Here is a 24152-nt window from a genome sequence, read left to right on the forward strand (position 1 = left end):
AGCGACGTCCAGCGGAGAGAATTGGCGTCATCAGGCCTGGTATTGGCCGCCATTGATGGTCAGTGTCGAGCCGGTGATGAAGCCGGCCTCGTCGGCCGCCAGGAACACGACCGCGCGCGCGATCTCTTCCGGTTCGCCGAGCCGGTTGACCGGGATCTGTGGGATCACGTTCTTTTCCAGGACGTCCTTCGGCACGGCCTGCACCATTTCGGTGTTGATGTAGCCGGGGCAGATCGCGTTGACGGTGATGCCGCCCTTGGCGTTCTCGAGCGCGAGTGCCTTGGTGAAGCCGATGTCACCGGCCTTTGCCGCGGAATAGTTGACCTGGCCGAACTGTCCCTTTTGGCCGTTGATCGACGAGATCGAGATGATGCGACCGAACTTGCGCGCACGCATGCCTTCAATGACTGGACGCGTCATGTTGAACAGCGAACCGAGGTTGGTATTGATGACGGCGTTCCACTGCTCGAGCGTCATCTTGTGAAAGGCGGTGTCGCGGGTAATGCCGGCATTGTTGACGAGCACGTCGATCGGGCCGATCTCGGCCTCGACCTTCTTCACGCCCTCGGCGCAAGCATCGAAACTGCTGACGTCCCATTTGTAGACGGCGATGCCGGTCTCGGCCTTGAACTTCTCCGCTGCGGTGTCGTTGCCGGCATAGCTCGCCGCCACCTTGTAGCCGGCCGCCTTCAGCGCCTTGCTGATCGCAGCTCCGATGCCCCGCGTACCACCCGTCACCAATGCAACACGTGCCATATCGTATTTCCTTCCCTTGGACTCTTCGGACGTTTCTGAGTGATCGTTTTTAAGCGCGGATTATGGGGCACGTTTGACGGACATCAAGAACAAAACGCCCGGCGTCGAGCCGGGCGTTTCTCTTTAGTCGAGGCTTGTACGGTTGCGAAGAATATTTGATTTGCAACCGCCGCCTTTTTAATCGCGTGCAACGCACTCAGTCACGTGTGCAGCGCACGCGCAAATGACGCGGCAACTATCTTCAGTCGCGCGCCACACACATCGCGATACCCATGCCGCCGCCGATGCACAGCGTGGCGAGACCCTTCTTCGAATCGCGCTTCTGCATTTCGTGGAGCAGCGTCACCAGAACGCGCGCGCCGGAGGCACCGACCGGATGGCCGATCGCGATCGCGCCGCCGTTGACGTTGACCTTGGAGGTATCCCAGCCGAGATCCTTGTTGACGGCACAGGCCTGCGCCGCGAAGGCTTCGTTGGCCTCGATCAGGTCGAGATCGCCGACATTCCAGCCGGCCTTCTTCAGCGCGGCACGCGAGGCCGGGATCGGGCCCGAGCCCATGATCTTCGGATCGACGCCGGCCTGCGCCCAGGACACGATGCGCGCGAGCGGCTTCTTGCCTTCCTTGGCAGCCTGCTTGGCGGTCATCAGCACCACGACCGCAGCGCCGTCATTGATACCCGACGCAGAGCCCGCGGTGACCGTGCCGTCCTTCTCGAAGGCCGGACGGAGCTTCGCCATCGCGTCGACCGTTGCGCCATGGCGCGGATATTCGTCGGCGCTGACGACGACATCGCCCTTGCGTCCCTTGATGGTGACGGGAACGATTTCGTCGTTGAATCTACCGGCCTTCTGCGCGGCTTCGGCCTTCTGCTGCGAGGCGACCGCGAACTCATCCTGCTGGGCGCGGGTGATCTGCCACTGCCGCGCGACGTTCTCGGCGGTGTTGCCCATGTGATAGCCGTTGAAGGCGTCCCACAGACCGTCCTTGATCATGGTGTCGATGAATTCGACTGCACCCATCTTGACGCCGCCACGCAGGTACTGGGCGTGCGGAGCCATGCTCATGGATTCCTGGCCGCCGGCGACCACGATCTCGGAATCGCCGTTGAGCAGTGCCTGATAGCCGAGCGCAACGGTGCGCAGGCCCGAGCCGCAGAGCTGGTTGACGCCCCAGGCCGGGCTCTCGACCGGAATGCCGGCATTGATCGAAGCCTGGCGAGCCGGGTTCTGACCCTGGGCGGCGGTCAGGATCTGGCCCATGATGACTTCGGAGACCCGGCCGGGCTCGATGCCGCCGCGCTCCAGCGCGGCCTTGATGGCGATGGCGCCGAGATCATGAGCGGGAAGGGTTGCGAACGCTCCGTTGAAGCTTCCGACCGGGGTGCGGGCGGCGCTGACGATGACGACATCGTCTGACATGGGCATCTCCTGGGTTGAATGGGGGCAGACGGGGCTGGGGAAACGGCTCGCCAGTCTCGGACGGCATCCTGTTAACGTCGTTGAGGCATGTCAATCGGCCGACGGCCGAATTCATCCCGCAGCGCATTCAAAATAGCGTTCTTGGCGCTTTCGCAAGCACGTTTTTGCTGCCCGATTAACCGTGGCGCACAAAACGGTAGCGTGACCCCTTTGAAAATGCTTATTTTGTTGCGTTGCGTACTCTTCCCGCCCTGCGGCATAGCCCGTCAGGTTCCCGTTCTCCGCGCTTGCAAGTGAGAGCCCATGGCGAAATCAGACCAACCCACCACCATCAAGAAATACGCGAACCGCCGGCTCTATAACACCGGGACGAGCACTTACGTGACGCTGGAAGACCTCGCCTCCATGGTCAAGGACGGCGAAGATTTCCTGGTCTACGACGCCAAGACCGGCGACGACATCACCCGCTCCGTACTTGCCCAGATCATCTTCGAGCAGGAGAACAAGGCCGGCCAGAACCTGCTCCCGACCACTTTCCTGCGCCAGCTCATCCGCTTCTATGGCGACAGCATGCAGATGGTGGTGCCGAAATATCTGGAGCAGGCCATCGCGTCGCTCACGCAGGAGCAGGAGAAGTTCCGCAAGCAGATCGCCACCTCGCTGTCCGGGACCCCGTTTGCGCCGCTGGAGGAACAGGTCCGCCGCAATATGGAGCTGTTCCAGCAGACCTTCTCGATGTTCAAGCCTTTCGCGCCCGGCGCAGGCCGCCCCGCCGGCTCCGCGGAGCCGGCGCCCGAGCCGACCGCCGAAGCCCCGAAGGACAGCAATATCGACGATCTGCGCCAGCAGATGAAGGACATGCAGGAACGCCTCGAGCGGATGTCGAAGAAGGACGAGTAGGTCCTCGCGCTCGCGTCGCGAGCGCCGCGGCCCGCTGATTTCCTCAGCAGTCCCCCACCTCGTCATTGCGAGCGCAGCGAAGCAATCCAGAATCCCTCCGCGGAGGCAGCCTGGATTGCTTCGCTTTGCTCGCAATGACGGGGAAACTGCGGAAGCTATGCCGCCAGCTTCACCGCGTGGGCAAAGTCCCAATAGAGCTTGCGCGCGCGGGTGTAGAGCGGGCCCGGCTGCAGCTCGCGATCATCGATGCGGATCACCGGCGCGACTTTCGCGAAATTGCCCGTAGAAAAGATCTCGTCGGCGGCGAGGAAGTCGGCATAGCGCAGCGTCTTCTCGACCACGGTGACGCCGTCGGCGCGAAGCAGGCTGATGACCCGCTGGCGGGTGATGCCGTTGAGGAAGGTGCCGTTCGGTACCGGCGTGTAGACCACGCCGTCCTTGGCCATGAACACGTTGGAATTGCCGAACTCCGCGACGTTGCCGAGCATGTCGAGCATCAGCGCGTTCTGGAAGCCGCGCGAGGCGGCCTCGGCAAGCGCGCGCGAATTGTTCGGATAGAGACAGGCGGCCTTGGCCTCGACCGGGGCGCACTCGGCGGTGGGCCTGCGGAACGGCGACAGCGTGATCGCGTTGCCGACCGGCTTTGGCATCGGCGCCTCGTAGATGCACAGGCACCAATCGGTGGTCTCGGGATCGAACAGCACGCCGCCGCCCGAGCCGTTCCGCGCCCAGTACATCGGACGGACGTAGAGCTCGGCATTCGACGCGAAGCGTGCGATGCCGTCGTTTGCGAGCGTCAGCCAGGTTCCGGTATCCACCACCGGCTTCAGGCCGAAGTTGATCGCGGATTGATTGGCGCGGGCGACGTGACGGTCGAGATCGGGCGCGACGCCTTCGAACGCCCGCGCGCCGTCGAACACGACCGAGCCGAGCCAAGCCGCATGCGTGCGCGGGCCCATGATCGGCACATTGCCGTCATGCCATTTGCCCTCGAAGAAGGTCCAGCTCGCCGAATATTCGATTGGCTTTTTGATCTCGGCCATGACCGGCCTCTCCCTTGGCGTGGTGCCGCATTATAGCGCCACTATTGGGCGCAATTTCTAAATGATTCCCTGTGGGAAAATGGTGAGTTACCCTCCCCGGAGGAAAAGGAGGCGCCATGCCGCTCGATCCGATCGCAAAGCGTTTGTTGACCATGATGGCTGCGGCTGCGCCGCAGGCACGGAGCAGGCCCAGCGTGGAGGCACGGCGGCAATCATTGGCAAAGCTGATGCAGTTTGCGCGCGCCGATGCGCCTGACGTGACGACGTCCGACGGCATCCTGCCTGGTCCGGGCGACGCGCTGCCCTATCGCCTCTATTCACCGGCAGGCGCGGCTGATCGCGCGCCCGGCTTCGTGTTCTTTCACGGCGGCGGGCTCGTTGCCGGCAGCATCGCCACGCATGACCGCATCGCGGCGGCGCTGGCACATGCGACCGGCTGCCGTCTCGTCTCGGTCGATTACCGACTGGCACCCGAGCACAAATTCCCCGCCGCCGTGGACGATGCGATCGCCGCCACCGAATGGGTGGCGCGCGAGGCCGCATCGCTCGGCATCGACGCCGGGCGTCTGGTGCTCGGCGGCGATTCCGCCGGTGCAACGCTCGCTGCGATCGTGTGCCAGGAGGCGGCGCAGGCCGCGGGCCTTTCCATCGTCGCGCAATGCCTGATCTGCCCGGTGCTGGATTTCGAGGAGGCCTCGCCTTCGCGCGAGGCATTCGCCGAGGGCCACCTGATCGACCGCGTCACGATCGAAGCCGATCTCGCCGATTATCTGCCCGAGGACCTGGATGCGGCCGATCCGCGCATCTCGCCCTTGCGCGCGACACGGCTTTCGGGCCTGCCGACCGCCATCATCCACACCGCCGAGTACGATCCGATGCGCGACGAGGGCAATGCCTATGCGCGCAAGCTGCTCGCCGCGGGCGTCACGGTCGAGCACGTCTGCCACGAGGGCATGGTTCACAATTTCCACGCCATGGGCGCCATCCTGCCGCAGGCGCAGCTCGTGCTGTCGCAGATCGGTGAGCAGGTAAGGCGGGCGGTGGGGACGTGAAACACCTCGTGTTGCCGTCTCCCGCAACGGGAGAGGAAAGAGAATGCCTCACGCTCTCGCCGCGATGACGGAACGCGCCGCCGCGACGTAGTTTGGCCAATGCGCGTCCGCATAACGCTCGGCCTGTCGCACGCAGGTGACGTCGGGCGCATGCGCAGCTGCGATCATGCGCGCAAAGCGCTCTTCGGCGACCGTCACGTCATCGGCCGCGATCGAGGGCGCGGCTCCAGCGGCGGTCGGCGCAACGGCGAATCCCGCCAGTCCGGCGAGCAGGATGCGGCGTGACGTGTCCATGGCTATCGTTCTCCATTGTCCGGCCTGCACTCTGGCGCGGATTGTGTCCGTGCGGCCACGGCAACGTACCTGCGTGCATTCGCACCGTCCACCGATTGCGGACACCGCTTGACCACGCGGGCGATCACATTCCATCCAACAGGCAGTTCCGCCATCAGGGCAAACGCGTGACGTTGCGGACGCCGCTCTACGCGGTGCGCGGCTGACTGCGGACCGTAGTGGATTTTCCGTAAAGCGGAGCGTCCGCATTTTCACGCATATCGGAGCAAGGCCGCTCCCGCTCATCGTTGATGATGAAGGGCTTTTCGCGTTCTCCGCTGACGTAAACGACGCCGGATGCGTGAACCAATTGTTAGCCCTCTCGCGCAATCGCGCACCGCCTTACCTTTCGGCAAATAAGCTTGCGGCAAACTGAGCCAATTCCGCTTGGGAGGTTGGGAATGCCCCGCTTGGTATCGGAACGAACGTTCCTCGCCGGCCAGATCTTCTTCAACTTCGGTCAGTCGACGATCGATTGCGTCGTGCGCCGGATGTCCGAAGACGGCGCGACGCTGGAGATGCAGAGCAGCCTCGGCGTGCCCGATCGGTTCCAGCTCCGGCTCGCAGGCCAGGAGATCCTCTCCTGCCGTGTGCTCTGGCGATCGGACCGTCAGGTCGGGGTTGCGCTCGGAGCGGAAGATCATGTCGATCCGAAGGCCGTGGACGAGCAGGAGCGGCCGACCGATTCGCTGATGCGCGGACAGATGCTGGCGCTTCGCGCGGCACTCGATTTCGTCCCACTGGGCATCGTGCTGCTGGATGCCAATCTCCGCGCGCAATTGATCAATCGGGCGTTCCGGCAGATGTGGCTGTTGCCGGATGAAGTCGCCAACAGCAACCCGTCATTTGTGACGCTGATGCATCATGGCCGCGATACGCTCGCCTACGAGATTCCGCCGGCCGAGCTGGAGGCTTATGTCGCCGAGCGCGTCCGTCAAATACAGGTAGGCGATGCGTCGCCGCGCGACCTGCGCCGTACCAGCGGCGACGTCGTTCGGATGCAATGCACGCCTCTGCCCAACGGCGGGCGGATGCTGACCTATACGCCGGTCACCGACATCGTGCGCTACTCCGACGAGCTGAAATTGCTGCGCGACGCGCTCGAGAACGTCGAGGACGGCGTGCTGCTGCTTGACCGCGACCTGAACGCCAGCTTCATGAACCGGCGCATGCGGCGGTTCTGGGAGGTGAGCGAACAGGAAGCCGCCGCCCGCCCGACCTATGCATCGTTGGTGAGCCGGGTGCACCGTGCGAGCGCGCCCGATCTGCCGGCGAACGAACTGGCGAAATTTCCCGTCAAGCGCGTCGCCGAAGTCAAGGCGGGCGATCATGTGCGCGACCTCCAGACGCCGGATGCGCGGCGGATCAGGGCCCACTGCACCACGATGTCGAACGGCGGCCGCATGCTGACCTATGTCGATATTACCGATCTCACCAACAAGGCCAACATGCTGGAGCGCCTGGCCACCACCGACCCGCTCACGGGTCTCTATAACCGCCGCCATTTGCTGGGCTCGCTCGAGGCCGAATGGAGCCGCTTCCAGCGCTACTACCGCTCCGTTTCGGTCCTGATGCTCGACATCGACCATTTCAAGTCGGTCAACGACCGCTATGGTCACGCGGTCGGAGACGAAGCGATCAAGGCCGTGGCCGCCGCATGCCTCGATGGCAAGCGCAAATCGGACGTCGTCGGCCGCTTCGGCGGCGAGGAGTTCGCGATTCTGCTGCCCGAAACCAGCCTGTCGCGTGCAAGAATCGTCGCCGAGAGAATCCGCAAACGCGTGATGAGCGCACAGATCGCCGCCGACCATATTCAGTTCGGCGTCACCGTGAGCATCGGCATTGCGGAAGCAAGTGTCAGCATGTCCGGCATGGACGCCTTGATGAGCGCGGCCGATCACGCGCTCTACCAGGCGAAGGCCGAAGGTCGCAATCGCTGTATTGCCTGGTCGCCTCCGCCGCCCATGAACAAGGCGGCGGAGTGATCGCACCGCAGATCTAGTCCGGCACCGGCACGTCGAACGTGTTCAGCGTGACCGACACCATGCAGTAAACGCCGACGAGATAGGACAGTTCGGCCGCACCGTGCTCGCCGAATTCCTTGACCGCGGCCCGATAAGTCAGTTCCGGCAGCACGCCGCCGCTGACCAATGCGGACGCCACGTCGTAGGCGACGGCCTCCTGCTTGGTGAGATCGACCGGCCGCTGTCCGGCGACGATGGTCGCGAGCTTCTCGTCGGAGAGGCCGCGCTGCTCGGCGACCAGCACATGCGCATAGAGTTCGTAGCCGGAGCGGAAATGCGAGCCGGTGACGAGGATCGCGACCTCACGCACCGGCGCCGGCAGCAGCGGGTTCGCCGCGATCGCCTTGACCAGCTCCCACACCGGCTTGCCGAAGCGCGGCTCACGGATCCAGGGATTCCAGGGCCCGAGCAGCGCGCCATCGTCGCGCATGTTCACAAAGCCCTTGAAGTGATCCTTGATGCCCGCTCGCATGTCGTCATAGAGCGGCTTCTGTTCGGCACTCAGGTCTTTCGGGTCGAGAATGGGAAGGCGCACGGCAGGTCTCCTCGTTGAGAAGCCGCGAAACTCGCCCGCAGGCGCGCGCAAGGCAAGTGAAGTTGCCGTGACGGCCGTGCAATCTTGCAATGGCAGGGAGGCGCCAGCTATCAGGCCTCAGGATTTCGCAAGTTCTGCGGATTCGTTACGTCTTCGAACTCAAGTGCCAGTGGCTGCGCTGTATCGAGGAACGACGACAAGGCCGCCTCGAACGGCGCTGGATCGAGTCCGCGCGTTTTCAGCCATGCGGGCTCATAATAGGTCTGCCGGTAGCGCTCGCCGGAATCGCAGATCAGCGTCACCAGCGATCCCGTCTGATTCGCCTTTCGCATGTCCGAGGCGAGCCTGCACAGCGCCAGGAAATTGGTGCCGGTCGAGCCCCCCACCGCGCGGCGCAGCCGGCGCGATAGCACGTTCATCGCCGCGATCGTCGCCGCATCCGGGATCTTCATCATGCGGTCGACCACGCCCGGCACGAAGGAGGGCTCGCAGCGCGGCCGCCCGACACCTTCTATCAGCGAGGGGCGGTCGCAAACATGGGAGCGGTCCTGCGAGCTGAAGCAGTCGAAAAAAGCGGAATGCTCGACATCGGCAACGCAGAGCCGCGTCGGATATTGGCGATAACGCAAATAGCGTCCGATGGTGGCCGAGGTGCCGCCGGTGCCCGCGCCCATCACGATCCAGTCCGGCAGCGGGCGCGGCTCGCCCTGCAATTGCGTGAAGATGGATTCGGCGATGTTGTTGTTGCCGCGCCAGTCGGTGGCGCGCTCCGCGAAGGTGAACTGGTCCATGTAGTGGCCGCCCAGCCGTGCGGCCAGTGCGCCGGCCTCCGCATACAGCGCGCGGCCGTCGTCGATCAGATGGCAGTTACCGCCGTAATGCTCGATCGCGGCGATCTTCTCCGCCGAGGTCGTGCGCGGCATCACGGCATAGAAGGACACGCCGATCATCTGCGCGAAATAGGCTTCCGACACTGCGGTCGATCCCGACGAGGCCTCGACGACAGGCGTGCCTTCGCGGATGTGGCCGTTGCAGAGCGCGTAAAGGAAGAGCGAGCGCGCGAGCCGGTGCTTCAGGCTACCGGTCGGATGCGTCGACTCATCTTTCAGATAGATGTCGATGCCAGCGAGCGCCGGCACGATCAGCCGGATCAGATGCGTGTCGGCCGTGCGGCACTGGTCGGCCTCGATCGCGGCGACCGCCTCGTCGACCCAACCGCGCCGATAGGCCGGTCCGGCCGGATTGAGGTGGCGGAAGGGAAATGGCTGCATCACCTGAATCTCTCATGATGCCGATCGCGCATCAATAGCTTCCGCTCAAAACTCCAGCGGCGCGTTGTCGACGACTTCCTTCATCACGAAGAAGGTGCGGGTCTGGCGCACGCCGGGCAGTGCGATCAGTTGCTCGCCATGGATACGATTGAAGTCCTCCATGTCGCCGACGCGGATCTTGAGGAAATAGTCGAAGTCGCCGGCGACGAGGTGACAGTCGAGCACGAATTTCAGCCTGGTGATCGCCTGCTCGAAGATCGCAAAGCTCTCCGGCGTCGAACGGTCGAGCACGACCCCGACCATCACCAGCGTGCCCTTCGCCACCTTCTTCGGCGCGATCATGGCGCGGACGGCGGCGATGAAGCCGTGCTCGAACAGGCGCTGGGTGCGGCGATGGCAGGTGGCGGGACTGATGGCGACGGTTTCGGCCAGCTCGGCGTTGCTGAGCCGGCCGTTATTCTGCAGTAATCTCAACATCTTAAGGTCGATACGGTCAAGACGAGCGGACATGGAAGGATCTTCCGTACTTGGCACCAATTCCGAAAGGAATACGGCGTGTTTGATCCACTATCGCAAGATCATGCGCAATAGAGGCACAATATTTGAAAGCACCTTTTTGCAGAGCGATGCTACCATTTTTGGAGACATTAACGCCAATCGGGATGACCTGACGATGCTCGAAAAATTCGCGCGCTATCCGCTGACCTTTGGTCCGACGCCCATCGAGAAGCTGGAGCGGCTGTCAAAGCACCTTGGCGGCAACGTCGAGGTCTACGCCAAGCGCGAGGACTGCAATTCCGGGCTCGCTTATGGCGGCAACAAGCTGCGCAAGCTCGAATACATCATCCCCGACGCGATCGCCTCGAACGCCGACACGCTGGTCTCGATCGGCGGCGTGCAGTCCAACCACACCCGCATGATCGCGGCGGTCGCGGCCAAGATCGGCATGAAGTGCCGTCTGGTGCAGGAGGCCTGGGTGCCGCACGAGGATGCCGTCTATGACCGCGTCGGCAACATCATGCTGTCGCGCATCATGGGTGCCGACGTGCGCCTGGTCGACGACGGCTTCGACATCGGTATCCGCAAGAGCTGGGAGGAGGCGATCGAGGAGGTGAAGGCGGCGGGCGGCAAGCCCTATGCGATTCCCGCCGGCGCCTCCGTGCATAAATTCGGCGGCCTCGGCTATGTCGGCTTCGCCGAAGAAGTGCGCAAGCAGGAAGCCGAGCTCGGCTTCAAATTCGACTACATCGTGGTCTGCACCGTCACCGGCTCGACCCATGCCGGCATGCTGGTCGGCTTCGCCGCCGATGGCCGCGCGCGAAAGGTGATCGGCATCGACGCCTCCTTCACTCCGGCGCAGACCAAGGCGCAGGTGCTCTCGATCGCGCAGAACACGGCCAAGCTCGTCGAGCTCGGCCAGGATCTCGTCGCCGACGACGTCGTGCTGATCGAGGATTATGCTTATCCCGCCTATGGCGTGCCGTCGGAAGAGACCAAGGAGGCGATCCGCCTCACCGCGCGTCTCGAAGCCATGATCACCGATCCCGTCTACGAGGGCAAGTCGATGCAGGGCCTGATCGATCTCACGCAGAAGGGCTATTTCGAGAAGGGCGCGAAGATCCTCTACGCCCATCTCGGCGGCGCGCCGGCGCTGAACGGCTACGGGTATGCGTTCCGGAACGGCTGAGGTCGGTAGCCCAGATGGAGCGCAGCGCAATCCGGGGTACGAACCGAGCCCCTACCGCGTCCTGACAATCTGCAGCAGCTCGTCGCCGTAGTGCTCGAGCTTCTTGTCGCCGATGCCGGGCACATTGCGCAGCTCGTCCATCGTGGTCGGCCATGCGCGAACGATGCCGTCGATGGTGGCGTCGTGCAGCACCACGTAGGCCGGCACGCCACGTTCGCGGGCAATGTCGGAGCGCCAAGCTCTTAGCCGCGTGCGCAATTCAGGATCGACATCGCCCTGCGGCGCACCGGCCGCCGGCGCCAGATCACCGCGGCGGGACTTGGCGCGGCTCGAACGGATCCGGGTGCCGGGCGCTTCCTCGCGCAGCCACACTTCCGTTTCGCCCCGCAGCACGCCGCGCGACGAATCCGTCAGCTTCAGCGCGCCGAAAGCTTCGCTGTCACTCAGCAAATGTCCCATCGCCACGAGCTGCCGCAGCACCGTGCGCCACTGCTTCTCGTTGAGTTCGCGCCCGATGCCGAACACCGTGAGCTTGTCGTGGCCGAACTGCGTCACCTTCTCGGTCAGGCGTCCGATCAGCACGTCGATGAGATGCATCGCGCCGAAACGCTGCCCGGTGCGATAGACGCAGGACAGAAGCTTTTGCGCCAGCACCTTGCCGTCGCGCATTTTCGGCGGCGTCAGGCAATTGTCGCAATTGCCGCAGCCCTCGCTCATCACGATCTCGCCGAAATAGGCGAGCAGCCGCCGACGCCGGCAGTGCGGCGTTTCGGCAAGGCCAACGAGCGCATCGAGCTTGCCGATCGAGACCCGCTTGAATTCCTCGGAGCCGCTCGACTCGTCGATCATGCGGCGCTGCTGCACGATGTCCGAGAGACCGTAGGCCATCCAGGCCGCCGACGGCTTGCCGTCACGGCCGGCGCGCCCTGTCTCCTGGTAATAAGCCTCGATGCTCTTGGGCAGATCGAGATGCGCGACGAAGCGCACGTCGGGCTTGTCGATGCCCATGCCGAAGGCAATGGTCGCGACGATGACGATGCCGTCCTCGTTGAGGAAGCGGTCCTGGTTGCGCGAACGCACGCTGCTGTCGAGCCCGGCGTGATAGGGCAACGCCGCAATGCCGGCGTCGTCGAGCGCGGTGGCGACCTCCTCGACCCGTTTGCGGGACAGGCAATAGACGACGCCCGCATCGCCTGCGTGACGCTCCCGGATGAAATCCTTGAGCTGCGACACCGCATTGCGCTTGTCGACGATCTCGTAACGGATGTTGGGACGATCGAAGCTGGAGACGAAGTGCGGACTGTCTGCAAGCTGAAGCCGCTCGACGATTTCCTTGCGGGTCAACTCGTCGGCGGTCGCGGTCAGCGCGATGCGCGGCACGTCGGGAAAACGCTCGGAAATGATGGACAGGCCGACATATTCGGGGCGGAAATCATGGCCCCATTGCGAGACGCAATGCGCCTCGTCGATCGCGAACAGCGCCACCTTCGCCCGCGCCAGCAGCGCCAGGCAGCGCGGCGTCACCAGCCGTTCCGGCGCGACATAGAGCAGGTCGAGATCACCCGCGATCAGGCGCCGCTCGATGTCGGAGGCTTCCTGCGGGGTCAGCGACGAGTTCAGCGCGGCGGCGTTGACGCCTGCTTCGAGCATGGCGGCGACCTGGTCGCGCATCAGCGCAATCAAGGGCGACACCACGACACCGCAGCCATCGCGCAGCAGCGCCGGCAATTGATAGCACAGCGACTTGCCGCCGCCGGTCGGCATCAACACCAGGCAATTGCCGCCGTCCGTGACGTGCCGGATGATCTCGCCCTGCGCGCCGCGGAACCCGGGCAGGCCGAACACCGAACGCAGCACCGACAGCGCATCGCGGCCCTGGGCCGGCGCAGGCAGCGGAGCGGTGGAAGGAGAGGACATGGGCATGTCGGGGTGAGGCCGTGAGATTCGTCACAAGGCCAGTCGCATGACCGCGCAGGCGTGGCAAGACTGTTTGCGGAGCGAGACGCCGCCTTCCCCCACCCTTTGTGGGAAGAAAACTTTCTTACGCCCCGATCCTTCGCAGCGCTTCCGCGACCGTCACGATCGGCATGTCGCGCTTCCCGGCCGCTTGCAGCGCATGGCGCATCAGGTCCGGCGTGCAACCATATGGGCTCGGCGCGTCGGCGACGTCATGACCGTAGAAGATCAGCCATCCGCCGCTCTCGACCGCCTCGTCGAAATAGCGATCGACACCCGTCGTATTGATCTCGCGATCGACCAGGGGCGAGGCGCGCAGGAACTGGAGGTCGATGACGTCGCGATTGACGCCGGGAAGGATGCCGCGCGCCGAGCGGAAGGTCTTGGCGAGCTGCGGCTTGCGCCACACCGACGCGATGCCATAGGGGTAAGCGAAATTTTCCAGCGTGATCGAGGAATCGATGCCGCGAAAATGGCTGCGGTTTCGCTCGATCTCTCGGGCCATGGTGGCCTCGTCGAGACCGACCGCACTCAGGTGCGAGAAAGTATGGCAGGCAATCTCGTGTCCGGCCCGGTGAAGCCGCACGATCGCGTCGTTCGACAGACCGTGCCAGTGGTCCGAGGGACGATCGACCAGGCTGCCCGCGAGATAGTAGGTACCGCGGCCGCCATGCTGCTCCAGAAGTCCGGCGCCCTCGCCTGCGGCGCTATCGGGGGCATCGTCGAAGGTGAAGCTCACCATGGGCGCATGCGCGGGCAGCCGGTGCGGCGCGGCGCGGAAATGCCGGGCCAGCCGATTGCTCACGCGTCCCTGGAGTGCCGACCACACGACTCGCATTTCCTGTCTGCCCCGCCCTCACTGAAGCATTCGTGCGCTGCTCGAGGCAAGCTTCACACTTCGTTAGTCCTAACGTCGTCCCCGTCGTCCCGATCTAACGCGCAAGCACTGACGCGTCGGTCCCCGCGCCGAGATATTGCAGCCAGTTCCGGAACAATGCCGCCGCGGCGCTGCCCGCGGCGATATCGGCACGCAAAGTCAGCGCTGGCAGTTCGTTGCTGAGCGCGGGGTGGCGCTGATGCCTTGCCTGTTTCTCGAAGCGGACCAGCTTCTCTTCCGTCGATGCGTCAAAATAGCTCACCGGCAAATGCGGATAATTGTCGCGCTCACGCGCAAGATAACGACCGATGTCGCGCAGATATTCACGCTGAAGCGACAGCGCGTCGTATTCCGGATGGCCCTGGAAGAACAAGAAGCGGCTGGCATATTGCCGGACGAAAATGTCGACGCCGGCCTTTGCCGAACGCGTCAGCACCTGGTAGCCCGCCTGCGCGAGGTCGCTCTCGGCGATCTCGTTGAGACGCGAATGCGAGACCTTGAGCGGCGCAGGCGCGGCCCGCGTCAGCAGATCGCTGGTCGCGGCCTCGCAGTCGAAAATACCATGACATTTGGCCGCGAGCGGCCGCCGTTCGATGCGGTCGAGATGCAACACCGCGGCATGCGCAGCGAGGCACGACCAGATCGTCGAGCGCGTGTTGACCTTGGCCCAGTCGATCAGCTCGGTGAGATCGCGCCAGTACGGTTCCTGATCGAGCTCGGGCGCAACCGGCTCGGCGCCGGTCACGATCAGGCCGTCGAACTTGTGGCGCCTGAGCTCGGTGACGTCCGAATATTCGCTCTCGACATGCCATCTCGCTTCAGGCGAGCGATTGACCGAGGGCAGCGAGAAGCAGTGAAAGCGGATGCGGCGCGGACCTGCCGCGGCTTGCAGCAGCTTCATGAACTGCCGCTCGGTCGCTTTCAGCGCCGGATCCGGCATGTTGTTGATCAACCCGATGGTGAGCTCGGTGCCGCCGGGCTCGCGCGCCAGATCGCCCGCTCCCGGCACCAGCGCCGGGCTCGATATGGCTTGATCCCTATCGATCAGGATCGTCATCGGTGCGGCCGCCTACTCCGCGGCCTGGAGGCGCGCGGACGGGCAGGCCTTTTCCAATGCCTGGTCGAGGTCCTCGATGATGTCCTGGCAATGCTCGATACCGATCGACAAGCGGATCGTTTCCGGCAGCACGCCGGCGACCCGCTGCTGCTCCGCCGACATCTGCCGGTGCGTGGTCGAGGCCGGATGGCAGGCCAGCGACTTGGCATCGCCGATATTGACGAGGCGCGTGATCAGCTTCAGCGCATCGTAGAACGACTTGCCGGCTTCCATCCCGCCCTTGATGCCGAAGGTGAACAGCGACGAGGCGTTGCCGTCGAGATATTTCTGCACCAGCGGGTAATAGGGGCTATCCGGGAAACCGGTGTAATTGACCCAGGCCACGCGCGGATCCTTGCGCAGGTATTCGGCGACCTTGCGGGCGTTCTCGCAGTGGCGCTCCATGCGCAGCGCGACGGTTTCGATGCCCTGGAGCAGCAGGAAGGCGTTGAACGGCGACAGCACCGAGCCCATGGTGCGCTGATAGATGCTGCGCGCGCGCTCGATATAGGCCGTCTTGCCGAAGCGCTCGGCGTAGACGAGGCCGTGATAGGAGGCATCCGGCTTGTTGTAGCCCGGGAAGCGATCGGCGTGCTTGGCCCAGGGGAAATTTCCGGAGTCGACGATGGCGCCGCCGAGCGTGGTGCCGTGACCGCCCAGAAACTTGGTCAGCGAGTGCACGGCGATGTCGGCGCCGTAATCGAACGGCTTGAGCAGGATTGGGGTTGCAACGGTATTGTCGACGATCAGCGGCACGCCATGCGCGTGGGCGACCTTCGCCAGCGCTTCGATGTCGCAGACATTGCCGGCGGGATTGCCGATGGTTTCGGCGAACACGGCGCGGGTGTTCTCGTCGATCAGCTTTTCGACCGCCTCGGGCTTGTCGCTCTCGGCGAAGCGACCGGTGATGCCCTGCCGCGGCAGGATGTGCGAGAGCAGCGTATGCGTGGTGCCGTAGAGCTGCGGCACGGAAACGATGTTGCCGCCGTGATCGGCGACATTGACGAAGGCGAAATGCAGCGCAGCCTGTCCGGTCGCGACCGCAAGCGCGCCGACGCCGCCCTCGAGCTCGGCGATACGCTTCTCCAGCACCGCGCTGGTCGGATTGGCGATGCGGCTGTAGCGATAGCCTTCGGTCTCGAGATTGAAGAGCGCCGCGCCGTGATCGGCGCTGTCGAAGGCGTAGGCCGCGGTCTGATAGATCGGCACGGCAACCGCGTGCGTGGTGGCTTCGGGCTCGTAGCCGGCGTGAATAGCGATCGTCTCGTTGCGCATCGTGCCACCTCCGCGTGGAGCGGGCCGCACTTATTGGCCTGTATGAGGCATGTGCGTTGTCCGCCGTCCCTCTGTTAGAGGCGGGTGGTAAAGCGGACAATAATTCGTCTAGAGATCGAGGAAGTAACCCTAACGGTTGTTGGGGAATTGGCTAAAATTCGAGTCAAATTCGATTAATGAAATTTTTCGCCGCCGGCTGAGTGGCTTCCTTCTCCCCTTGTGCAGGGGAGAAGGTGAAACCTTCGCTGCCCTATCAGTCCATCTGTTCCCATAGCCGATGGGCGAGCACGCCGGCTCGCTTCTCGATCGCGGCCGCCGCATCGAGCGCGAGGTCCTCGCGATAGCGCCCGGCAATGAGCTGCACGCCGATCGGCTTGCCATCGTGCAGCGTCACCGGCACCACGGCGCCGGGCAGGCCCAGCACGTTGATCGCGGAGATGAAGCGGATCTCGCCCCAGAAGATCTCGCGCACGCGCTCAGCGCTGACAGTGTCCTCGCGCGGGCCCGGAATCGGCTTCACCGTGGTCGGCGCCAGCACCACGGGATACTCTTCGAAGAACAATTGCCAGGCGCGGATGTGGCCATTGCGCGCGGCGGTCGCCTGCATCCAGGCCTTGAGGTCGAGCAAATTGGCCTTGGCTTTCATGCCGCCCCAAGCCTTGTGGAAGTCTTGGGACGTCACCTTCAGCATGCCGGCCTCCTGCATCACCATCGTCTCGTTGGTGATGATGTCGCACCAGGTCTGCCAGACGCCGTCGATGTCGGGCACATCGACCTCGCTGACCCGATAGCCGGAACGCTCCAGATGATCGGCGGCCTGGCGCAGCGCCGCCGCGACGTGCGGATCGACGTCCATGTCTTCGGGAATCCTGGCCAGCGCGACCTTGATCGGCCCCTTCGGCTTCGGCCCCACCAGCGGCGCCGGCACCCACCAGGGATCGCGCGGATCGCGCTGGCTCATCACCTCCAGCGCGAGCCTGACGTCGGCGACGTGGCGGGCGAGCGGCCCCTGCGCCGACATCAGATGCGCCAGCATCGGCCGCTCGGCCGTTGAGCTCGCGTTGAAAGCGGGAATACGCCCCTGCGTCGGCTTGATAGTCGCAACGCCATTGCAATGCGCCGGCCAGCGCAGCGAGCCGCCGATGTCGTTGCCGTGCGCGATGGTGCCGATGCCGGCGGCGACGGCCGACCCCGCACCGCCCGAGGAGCCACCGCAGGTGATATCCGGATCCCAGGGATTGAGCGTCAGCCCGTGCAAGGGGTTGTCGGTGAAGCCGCGGAAGGAGAATTCCGGCGTGTTGGTGAGGCCGAGGACGATCGCGCCGGCCTTCTTCAGGTTGCGCACCACGGGCGAGTCCGACGGCGCGATGAGGTCCTTGTTGGCGGGAACGCCATTGAAATTCGGACGGCCTTCGTAGTCGACATTCTCTTTGATCGTGATCGGTACGCCATGCAGAAGGCCGAGCTCGCCGCCCTTCGCGCGCCGCTTGTCGGCCGCATGGGCCGCAGCCAGCGCCTCTTCCGAGAGATCGACGACAACGGCGTTCAGCCTCGGGTTGACCGCACGCATCCGGTCGAGATGCGCCTCCACGGTCTCGACTGCGGAGATGGCGCCGGAGCGGATTGCGGCTGCGGTCTCGACCGCCGACCATTGCCAGGCCGGGCCCTTGGGGCGGCGCGGTGCGGACGATTTTCGCGCGGCGGCCTTCTTGACCGGCTTGGTTGCAGCCTTCGCGACCTTGCCCTTGCGAACGGCGTTTTTCTTGCCGGAGGTCTGCGCTGCTTTCTTCGCATCAGTTTTCTTCCTGGTCACCGTCTTCTTCGCCACGTCGCATCCCCTCAAATTGCGCCGCGGAAGTTATGGAGGTTCCATGACCGTGTACAGGCGCGTTTCTGCATGCCGCGCTGTCGCGACGCGTTGTCGCGGCCGACGGCGCGGGAGAGACGCTCATGCACCTTTGGGTCTTCCCATGACCCACATGTTGATTGAATGACGTAGCGAACTAGCGCCGAGATTTCTGCATCGCGACTAGCTTTTGACGCGGCTATTTGGACAGCGACAAACTAGAGCATCTGCCTGCAGCCACATCGCCGTGACGGCAGCGACCACCGTTGGAAGGGTGTCGCGGACGGGCGCGAGGGACGGGAGGTATAGATGGCCGGAGCGGGGCTGATGGCGGAGAGAGTGGGATTCGAACCCACGGTACGGTTTCCCGCACACACGCTTTCCAAGCGTGCGCCTTAAGCCACTCGGCCATCTCTCCGGAGCGCACTCTCTTGAAGGGGCGCCGATGATTTTGCAAGGGATGGCGAGGAAATCGGGTGATTTTTCCCTAAGATGTTGTATTTCATAGATAATATCAGGCGCCATCACACCGTTCGGAACCGTCCGCCGACTGAACCGGCGGCGGGTTTGGCGCGACGATTCACTCAAGACCGTCAAACACGTCCGGGGGCACCATGACCATCCGCAACACCATCGCCGCGCTGAGCCTGGTTTCGGCCGTTGGCGCCGCCTTTTCCGGACCGGCCGCCGCACAGGTCTGCACCCGACAAGGGGGCGATGTCAGCTGTGACGACGGACGGCGCGGGATGCTTTCGGGCGATGCCATCCTCTGGCCGGACGGCACGCGCTCGAGCGCGACGCCGCATCAAAGCGTCATCATCGGCAACAAGAGCTCGGTGCATGTCGGGCCCGGCGTGTTCGTCGGTCAGGGCAAGGGCATGGTGCCGCTGGACGATCCGAACGCGCCGAACAAGCGGCAGTGCGCGATTCTGGAAGGCGTGTCGTATTGCTATTGAGGCTCTCGTCTTCGGCCCTACCCTCCCCGTAAGGAACGGGGAGGAGACTAGATCAACCGCACGCCTGATATCGCCGACTTGAGCCAGCGCAGCGCTTGCGGCGGCTGGTTGGCGAGCGGCGCGACCGCGGCCTTCTCCGTCCGGCACTTCTCCAGCTCGGCGACAAAATCCGCCGACCATTGCTGGATCGTGTGGCCGCGCAGCTTCTTCATCATCGCATCCCAGCGCATCTTGCGCTCGGTGAGCGGCATCGCGGCCGCGACCGCGACCGCGCGCGCCATCCCGTCGATGTCGTGCGGATTGACCAGCAGCGCGGCGTCGAGTTCGTTGGCCGCGCCGGCAAATTTCGACAGCACCAGCACGCCGGGATCGGCCGGGTTTTGCGCGGCGACGTATTCCTTGGCGACAAGGTTCATGCCGTCGTGTAGCGGCGTCACCACGCCGATCTGCGCGGTGCGATAGAGACCCGCGAGCACGGCCTGGCTAAAGCCCTTGTTGAGATAGCGGATCGGTGTCCAGTCGGCCTCGCCGTGGCGGCCGTTGACGTCGGACACGAGCCGCGCGACCTCGTTCTGCAAATTGCCATAGGCTTCGATGGCACCGCGCGAGGGATTTGCGATCTGCAGCAGCGAGATGCTGCGCGCAAACTGCGGATGTTCGGTCCAGAGCCGATCGAACGCGCTGATGCGGTTGACGAGGCCCTTGGAATAGTCGAGCCGGTCGACGCCGATTGCGAGCCGCTCGCCGTTGAGGCTGCGGCGCAGCCGCGACACATCCGGATGCGATGCCGATTTCGCTGCGTATTGCGCGAACTTCTCGGCATCGATGCCGATCGGGAAGACCTCGCAGCGCGTTCGGCCATGCTGCGAGATCGCAACGCCGTCTTCGACGGCGAGGCCGAGTTCGCCCGCGACATAGCCGAGAAAATTCTGGCAATCGTCATGGGTCTGGAAGCCGATCAGATCGTAGGCCAACATCGCCGTGATCAGCTCGCGATGATTGGGTACGCCTTGCATCACCGCCGCGACCGGCCACGGCGTATGGAGGAAGAAGCCGATCGGGTCGTCAACACCGAGGTCGCGCAGCTCCGCGCCGAGCGCGAGGAAATGGTAATCCTGCACCCAGAACGCGGTTTGTGCTTTCCGGAAACGCATCAAGGCGCGCGCCATGAAGGCGTTGACCTCGCGATAGCTGACATAGTCGTCGCGCGAGACGCGGATCAGATCGCTGCGCGAGTGCAGCGCCGGCCACAGCGCCGAATTGGCAAAGCCTTCGTAATAGCCGCCATAGTGCGCCGCCGGCAGATCCAGCGTCGCGATCGCACCAGAACCCAGTGCTTCGATCTCGGCGAACGGCTCCTTTTGATGACCGTCACGCACACGGCCCGAGGAACCCACCCAGATCGCGCCCGAATGTTCCACGACAGGCAATAACGCCGCCGCGAGACCGCCCGTCATGGGCTCGTTGGGCTTGCCGCGCGCGACGCGATTCGAAACGACGACTAAGTTCACAGGTCGTCCCCTCCTGTTTCATTCCACCCCATTTAACTGCCGTTCATCAATATGGTTCCTGATCATCCTTTGCACCAATTGAAACCAAAATCGGGCGCGCGCGTTGGAACCGGTTTACCTCAAGGCAACCCGACGTTTTCGCTACACAAAGTCGGCTTTGGAACCGTGGCACGCGCAGCATGAAGCGGGCGCGCTGGAGGAATTAAGCGCGCGATATGTGGCTCCGAGATGTCCGTGCCTTATTCCAACCTTGAGTCGTCGAGCAGCCGCGCGAGGAACGCGCGCACGTCGTTCGGCGCGTCGAAGTGCCCGTTGACACCCATGGCGCGGCGGCCGACCGAGAAGGCGAGCCCGTTCATGTCGGGCATGATCGCGAACACGGTCTCGTCGGTGACGTCGTCGCCGATGAAGATCGGACGGCGCCCCTTGAAAGGCTCGTGCTTCATCAACTCGCGCACGCCGGTCGCCTTGGTGAAACCGGAATGCTTGATCTCGCAAACGAACTTGCCGGGCAGCACCTCGATCGGCGCATTGGGCAGGTCGGCGCGGATCAGCGAAACGGATTCATAGATCGCCTTCTCCGCATGCGGCGCAAGGCGGTAATGCAGCGCCAGCGAATAGCCCTTGTCTTCGAGCAGAATGCCTGGACTGAGCTTGGCGACCGCCGCGAGCCGCCGCTTCAGCTCCTTGTCCAGCGGCGGCGCACTGACGGCATCGGCTTCGTTGTCCACCGAAAGCCGCATCTCCGCGCCATGGCCGGCGACGGCGCGAAAGACATCCGGCGCGAAGATCAGGTCGATGTCGTTGAGCGAACGGCCGCTGACCATCGCCAGCGCGCCCGAGGTGCGCTCCGTCAGCCGGTTCAGCGTTTCCGACAGGCCGGGCGGCACCCACACCTCGCGCGGCGTCGGCATCAGGTCGAGCAGCGTCCCGTCGATGTCGAGCAGGATCGCTGTTTCATTGAGATGCGGCACAAGTGCGTGAGGCACCGGCACCGCATCGGGCGCTTCATCGTCGACCATGGTGCGCTTTTGATCCAATTCAGCCAGTTCCGATTTCATAGTCTACTCCATGGAAGCCAGCGGCCGCGCGATTTCCTCGAGCGATTTGCGTTCCGCCGAGACGGCATAGCGCCACGCCACGATCGCGGCCGCGATCATCAGGAATGCCCCCAGCAAATAGCCTGCGAATACGCTCGTGCGTGACCCCGTGTCGATCAGCGCACCGAACAACGCGGGGCCGATCACGCCGCCGATGCCGGTGCCGACCGCATAGAAGACGGCGATCGCCAGCGCGCGGACCTCCAAGGGGAAAGTCTCGCTGACGGTGAGGTAGGCGGCGCTCGCGGCCGGCGAGGCAAAGAAGAAGATCACCATCCAGGCGATGGTCTGCCCCTGCGCGCTCAAGGCGCCGATCGAGAACAGATAACCCGACAGCGCGAGCAACAGGCCCGACACCCCATAGGTGAACATGATCATGGTCCGGCGGCCGAGCGTATCGAACAGGCGACCGAGCAGCAGCGGACCGAGGAAATTGCCGGCGGCGAACGGGAGCAGATACCAGCCGACATGATCGGCGCTGATGCCGTAAAAATCGGTCAACACCAGCGCAAAGGTGAAGAAGATGGCATTGTAGAAGAAGGCCTGCGCGATCATCAGCACGAGGCCGACCATCGCCCGCTGGCGATAGACCGAGAACAGCGTGTGCACGACCTCGCGGATCGGCGTGTGACTCCGCATTTTCAGGCGGATCTTGGCGAAGCGCCCGTCGCTCGTATCCTGGTCGTGTCCCAGCACCGAGCGCTCGATCTCGTCGACGATGGCGTGGGCCTGGTCGGGACGGCCGTGGATCATCAGCCAGCGCGGACTCTCCGGAATCCACATCCGCATCAAGAGCACGACGAGGCCGATGGCCGCGCCGATGAGATAAGCGAGGCGCCAGCCGAGATCGGGGCCGATCACCGCGGGATCGAGCAGCACGATGGCCGCGACAGCGCCCATGGCCGCACCGATCCAGAAGCTGCCGTTGATGACGAGATCGGTCCAGCCGCGATAGCGCGCCGGCACCAGTTCCTGGATGGTCGAATTGATCGCGGTATATTCGCCGCCGATGCCGGCGCCGGTGAGGAAGCGAAACAGCGCGTAGCTCGCGACATTCCATGACAGAGCGGTCGCGGCCGTCGCCGAGAGATAGAGCGCGAGCGTGATGAAGAACAGCTTCTTGCGGCCGATGCGGTCGGTCAACCAGCCAAAACCGAGCGCGCCGAGCACCGCGCCCGCGAGATAGGCGGAATTGGCAACGCCGAGATCGAGATTGGAAAAATGCAGGGTGGGACTCTGCTTCAGCGCGCCGGAGAGCGCGCCGGCCAGCGTCACCTCGAGGCCATCCAGAATCCAGGTGATGCCGAGCGCGAGCACGACGCGGGTGTGAAAGCCGCTCCACGGCAGCGCATCAAGTCGCGCGGGAATGCTGGTTTCGATGATGCGATCGGCCGCGGTCGCGGTGGAGACCACAGGTCCATCGTTCGGCGCTGGGCTTCGCTGCAATTCCATCGCGTTGTTGCATCTGACCAATGGACATGGCCCCGGTTCACGTGGCGTGGACGGGGGCGATCCGATCGAGGGGGTGCGGCATTCCGCCTGCCACCCGCGACAACGCCTGCGGCGAGGGCAGGTTCCCGCAGGAACGACCGTTCGCGCCGCTGGTTTTCGCTGGAGCCGCAAGGAGTTGACGCATGGCTCATGTCAGAAAGACGACACATTCTCGCAAAACAGCGGCGCGCAAGAGCACCAAACGCGCCGCACCGAAGCGCTGGTCGCAGCGCGTAACCAAGGAGAGCGACGCGCTCGACCTCAAACAAGGCGTGTTCAAGCTGACCAGCGCGAAGAAGATCGCGACTTCGTTGAAGCGCTCGGCCGAGCACAGCGCGCGCCGCAAGACCGGCGCTTACCGCTCGGCGCTGTCGATGCTGACGTTCTACATCAACCGCGCCGGCAAGACGCTGCCGCAGACGCAGCGCACGCGGCTGGAGCGGGCAAAGGTGGAACTGAAGCGGGCATTCGGGAGGGAGTGAGTGCCAGGTCGTCCTGGACAAGCGCAGTGCCGATCCAGGACCTATTACCCCAGGGAGCAATTTGGCGATGACTCGGAGTTAGCAGTTCGCCCGATAACTGCTGCTTGGGCTAATGGGTCCTGGCTGTCGCCAGGACGACATTGGCGGGAATGCCCCTACGCCGCCCGAATATTGCCCATGAAGCGGTCGAGCTCGGCACGCAGGCGGGTGCTTTCGGACGACAGCGTCTTGGCCGAGTGCAGCACCTCTTCCGAGGCCGAGCCGGTTTCGGCGGCGCCGCGGTTGACCTGGCCGATGTCGGTGGCGGCGGTCTGAGTACCCTGTGCGACGGTCTGGACGCTGCGCGCGATTTCCTGCGTCGCTGCGCCTTGCTGCTCCACTGCGCTCGCAATCGACGTCGAGATCGACGAGATCTGGCCGATGGTCGCGCCGATCTCCTTGATCGCCGCAACCGATTCGGCGGTCGCGCCTTGCATGCCCGTGATGTGCGAGGAGATCTCGTCGGTGGCCTTCGCGGTCTGGCTCGCGAGCGACTTCACTT

General features: G+C 64.2%; 21 protein-coding genes, 1 tRNA gene and 1 pseudogene. 6 read left to right on the forward strand and 17 right to left on the reverse strand.

Translation table 11 applies throughout. The features are described 5' to 3' along the window. Window positions 1–30 precede the first annotated feature (30 nt). Together phbB and N551_RS0117545 are read right to left on the reverse strand one after the other, a co-directional pair. On the reverse strand, window positions 31–756 hold the full coding sequence (phbB, locus tag N551_RS0117540) for an acetoacetyl-CoA reductase (protein WP_027568024.1): 726 nt from the start codon (window positions 754–756) through the stop codon (window positions 31–33). Window positions 757–997: 241 nt separating this feature from the next. Beyond that, complete coding sequence (locus N551_RS0117545) at window positions 998–2176, reverse strand: acetyl-CoA C-acetyltransferase (RefSeq protein ID WP_027515119.1); 1179 nt, start codon at window positions 2174–2176, stop codon at window positions 998–1000. Between the two features lie 303 nt (window positions 2177–2479). On the opposite strand from N551_RS0117545, the gene phaR reads away from it, so the two are divergent. Next, window positions 2480–3076, forward strand: coding sequence for a polyhydroxyalkanoate synthesis repressor PhaR (gene phaR, locus N551_RS0117550; protein WP_027568025.1), 597 nt, complete (start codon window positions 2480–2482; stop codon window positions 3074–3076). Between the two features lie 155 nt (window positions 3077–3231). Here phaR and N551_RS0117555 read toward each other — a convergent pair whose 3' ends face one another. After that, on the reverse strand, window positions 3232–4119 hold the full coding sequence (locus tag N551_RS0117555) for a branched-chain amino acid aminotransferase (protein ID WP_027568026.1): 888 nt from the start codon (window positions 4117–4119) through the stop codon (window positions 3232–3234). 116 nt (window positions 4120–4235) lie between these two features. Here N551_RS0117555 and N551_RS0117560 point away from each other — a divergent pair, with 116 nt between their 5' ends. Continuing rightward, window positions 4236–5171 carry an alpha/beta hydrolase gene (locus N551_RS0117560; protein ID WP_027568027.1) on the forward strand — a complete coding sequence of 312 codons (936 nt, stop codon included), beginning with the start codon at window positions 4236–4238 and terminating at the stop codon, window positions 5169–5171. 48 nt (window positions 5172–5219) lie between these two features. On the opposite strand, the gene N551_RS0117565 is transcribed toward N551_RS0117560, so the two are convergent. Then, window positions 5220–5465, reverse strand: a complete 246-nt coding sequence (locus tag N551_RS0117565) for a hypothetical protein (RefSeq protein WP_027568028.1) — start codon at window positions 5463–5465, stop codon at window positions 5220–5222. Between the two features lie 440 nt (window positions 5466–5905). On the opposite strand from N551_RS0117565, the gene N551_RS0117570 reads away from it, so the two are divergent. Continuing rightward, window positions 5906–7489 carry a sensor domain-containing diguanylate cyclase gene (locus N551_RS0117570; protein WP_027568029.1) on the forward strand — a complete coding sequence of 528 codons (1584 nt, stop codon included), beginning with the start codon at window positions 5906–5908 and terminating at the stop codon, window positions 7487–7489. A 13-nt stretch (window positions 7490–7502) separates the two neighbouring features. Here N551_RS0117570 and N551_RS0117575 read toward each other — a convergent pair whose 3' ends face one another. The 3 genes from N551_RS0117575 to N551_RS0117585 form a co-directional block, all read right to left on the reverse strand. Next, a complete protein-coding gene (locus tag N551_RS0117575) occupies window positions 7503–8063 on the reverse strand; it encodes a carboxymuconolactone decarboxylase family protein (protein WP_027568030.1) in 561 nt (186 codons plus the stop codon). A 110-nt stretch (window positions 8064–8173) separates the two neighbouring features. After that, complete coding sequence (locus N551_RS0117580; RefSeq protein WP_027568031.1) at window positions 8174–9334, reverse strand: PLP-dependent cysteine synthase family protein; 1161 nt, start codon at window positions 9332–9334, stop codon at window positions 8174–8176. 45 nt (window positions 9335–9379) lie between these two features. Continuing rightward, the gene (locus tag N551_RS0117585; RefSeq protein ID WP_027568032.1) at window positions 9380–9844 is read right to left on the reverse strand and encodes an Lrp/AsnC family transcriptional regulator; all 465 of its coding nucleotides are present in this window, start codon (window positions 9842–9844) and stop codon (window positions 9380–9382) included. Between the two features lie 163 nt (window positions 9845–10007). On the opposite strand from N551_RS0117585, the gene N551_RS0117590 reads away from it, so the two are divergent. Beyond that, on the forward strand, window positions 10008–11021 hold the full coding sequence (locus N551_RS0117590) for a 1-aminocyclopropane-1-carboxylate deaminase (RefSeq protein ID WP_007599136.1): 1014 nt from the start codon (window positions 10008–10010) through the stop codon (window positions 11019–11021). A gap of 51 nt (window positions 11022–11072) precedes the next feature. On the opposite strand, the gene recQ is transcribed toward N551_RS0117590, so the two are convergent. From recQ to N551_RS0117620, 6 genes are all read right to left on the reverse strand, one after another. Then, window positions 11073–12938 (reverse strand): DNA helicase RecQ, encoded by a 1866-nt coding sequence (gene recQ / locus N551_RS0117595; RefSeq protein WP_027568033.1) that lies wholly within the window; start codon window positions 12936–12938, stop codon window positions 11073–11075. A 124-nt stretch (window positions 12939–13062) separates the two neighbouring features. Then, entirely contained in the window at window positions 13063–13806 is a 744-nt protein-coding gene (locus N551_RS0117600) for a polysaccharide deacetylase family protein (RefSeq protein WP_027568034.1), read from the reverse strand. Window positions 13807–13909: 103 nt separating this feature from the next. Continuing rightward, window positions 13910–14911 carry a homoserine O-succinyltransferase gene (locus N551_RS0117605; RefSeq protein WP_027568035.1) on the reverse strand — a complete coding sequence of 334 codons (1002 nt, stop codon included), beginning with the start codon at window positions 14909–14911 and terminating at the stop codon, window positions 13910–13912. 12 nt (window positions 14912–14923) lie between these two features. Further along, entirely contained in the window at window positions 14924–16225 is a 1302-nt protein-coding gene (locus N551_RS0117610) for an O-acetylhomoserine aminocarboxypropyltransferase/cysteine synthase family protein (protein ID WP_027568036.1), read from the reverse strand. A gap of 253 nt (window positions 16226–16478) precedes the next feature. Next, window positions 16479–18053, reverse strand: coding sequence for an amidase family protein (locus N551_RS0117615; RefSeq protein ID WP_027568037.1), 1575 nt, complete (start codon window positions 18051–18053; stop codon window positions 16479–16481). A 346-nt stretch (window positions 18054–18399) separates the two neighbouring features. Then, window positions 18400–18489, reverse strand: a tRNA-Ser gene (locus tag N551_RS0117620). Between the two features lie 196 nt (window positions 18490–18685). Here N551_RS0117620 and N551_RS0117625 point away from each other — a divergent pair. Beyond that, window positions 18686–19027: a hypothetical protein gene (locus N551_RS0117625; RefSeq protein ID WP_027568038.1), complete on the forward strand. Its 342-nt coding sequence runs from the start codon at window positions 18686–18688 to the stop codon at window positions 19025–19027. A gap of 47 nt (window positions 19028–19074) precedes the next feature. Here the strand turns inward: N551_RS0117625 and N551_RS0117630 are convergent, their stop codons facing one another. The 3 genes from N551_RS0117630 to N551_RS0117640 all read right to left on the reverse strand — a co-directional run bounded on the left by N551_RS0117630 (window position 19075) and on the right by N551_RS0117640 (window position 23090). Next, window positions 19075–20538 carry a trehalose-6-phosphate synthase gene (locus N551_RS0117630; RefSeq protein WP_027568039.1) on the reverse strand — a complete coding sequence of 488 codons (1464 nt, stop codon included), beginning with the start codon at window positions 20536–20538 and terminating at the stop codon, window positions 19075–19077. 239 nt (window positions 20539–20777) lie between these two features. Next, window positions 20778–21599, reverse strand: coding sequence for a trehalose-phosphatase (gene otsB / locus N551_RS0117635; RefSeq protein WP_027568040.1), 822 nt, complete (start codon window positions 21597–21599; stop codon window positions 20778–20780). Window positions 21600–21602: 3 nt separating this feature from the next. Next, the gene (locus tag N551_RS0117640) at window positions 21603–23090 is read right to left on the reverse strand and encodes an MFS transporter (RefSeq protein ID WP_027568041.1); all 1488 of its coding nucleotides are present in this window, start codon (window positions 23088–23090) and stop codon (window positions 21603–21605) included. Window positions 23091–23272: 182 nt separating this feature from the next. Here N551_RS0117640 and N551_RS37080 point away from each other — a divergent pair, with 182 nt between their 5' ends. Beyond that, window positions 23273–23611 (forward strand): DUF3175 domain-containing protein, encoded by a 339-nt coding sequence (locus N551_RS37080; protein WP_027568042.1) that lies wholly within the window; start codon window positions 23273–23275, stop codon window positions 23609–23611. Window positions 23612–23766: 155 nt separating this feature from the next. Here the strand turns inward: N551_RS37080 and N551_RS0117650 are convergent. Beyond that, window positions 23767–24152, reverse strand: a pseudogene (locus N551_RS0117650) (methyl-accepting chemotaxis protein); the annotation flags it as partial.

Origin of the sequence: Bradyrhizobium sp. URHA0013 (assembly GCF_000518345.1) — a bacterium.
Classification (GTDB): Bacteria; Pseudomonadota; Alphaproteobacteria; order Rhizobiales; family Xanthobacteraceae; genus Bradyrhizobium.

Bases quoted from the DNA above. Each gene is read 5' to 3' on its own strand.
- phbB (WP_027568024.1), bottom strand. From the start codon at position 756: ATGGCACGTGTTGCATTGGTGACGGGTGGTACGCGGGGCATCGGAGCT.
- N551_RS0117545 (WP_027515119.1), bottom strand. From the start codon at position 2,176: ATGTCAGACGATGTCGTCATCGTCAGCGCCGCCCGCACCCCGGTCGGA.
- phaR (WP_027568025.1), top strand. From the start codon at position 2,480: ATGGCGAAATCAGACCAACCCACCACCATCAAGAAATACGCGAACCGC.
- N551_RS0117555 (WP_027568026.1), bottom strand. From the start codon at position 4,119: ATGGCCGAGATCAAAAAGCCAATCGAATATTCGGCGAGCTGGACCTTC.
- N551_RS0117560 (WP_027568027.1), top strand. From the start codon at position 4,236: ATGCCGCTCGATCCGATCGCAAAGCGTTTGTTGACCATGATGGCTGCG.
- N551_RS0117565 (WP_027568028.1), bottom strand. From the start codon at position 5,465: ATGGACACGTCACGCCGCATCCTGCTCGCCGGACTGGCGGGATTCGCC.
- N551_RS0117570 (WP_027568029.1), top strand. From the start codon at position 5,906: ATGCCCCGCTTGGTATCGGAACGAACGTTCCTCGCCGGCCAGATCTTC.
- N551_RS0117580 (WP_027568031.1), bottom strand. From the start codon at position 9,334: ATGCAGCCATTTCCCTTCCGCCACCTCAATCCGGCCGGACCGGCCTAT.
- N551_RS0117585 (WP_027568032.1), bottom strand. From the start codon at position 9,844: ATGTCCGCTCGTCTTGACCGTATCGACCTTAAGATGTTGAGATTACTG.
- N551_RS0117590 (WP_007599136.1), top strand. From the start codon at position 10,008: ATGCTCGAAAAATTCGCGCGCTATCCGCTGACCTTTGGTCCGACGCCC.
- recQ (WP_027568033.1), bottom strand. From the start codon at position 12,938: ATGTCCTCTCCTTCCACCGCTCCGCTGCCTGCGCCGGCCCAGGGCCGC.
- N551_RS0117605 (WP_027568035.1), bottom strand. From the start codon at position 14,911: ATGACGATCCTGATCGATAGGGATCAAGCCATATCGAGCCCGGCGCTG.
- N551_RS0117610 (WP_027568036.1), bottom strand. From the start codon at position 16,225: ATGCGCAACGAGACGATCGCTATTCACGCCGGCTACGAGCCCGAAGCC.
- N551_RS0117625 (WP_027568038.1), top strand. From the start codon at position 18,686: ATGACCATCCGCAACACCATCGCCGCGCTGAGCCTGGTTTCGGCCGTT.
- otsB (WP_027568040.1), bottom strand. From the start codon at position 21,599: ATGAAATCGGAACTGGCTGAATTGGATCAAAAGCGCACCATGGTCGAC.
- N551_RS0117640 (WP_027568041.1), bottom strand. From the start codon at position 23,090: ATGGAATTGCAGCGAAGCCCAGCGCCGAACGATGGACCTGTGGTCTCC.
- N551_RS37080 (WP_027568042.1), top strand. From the start codon at position 23,273: ATGGCTCATGTCAGAAAGACGACACATTCTCGCAAAACAGCGGCGCGC.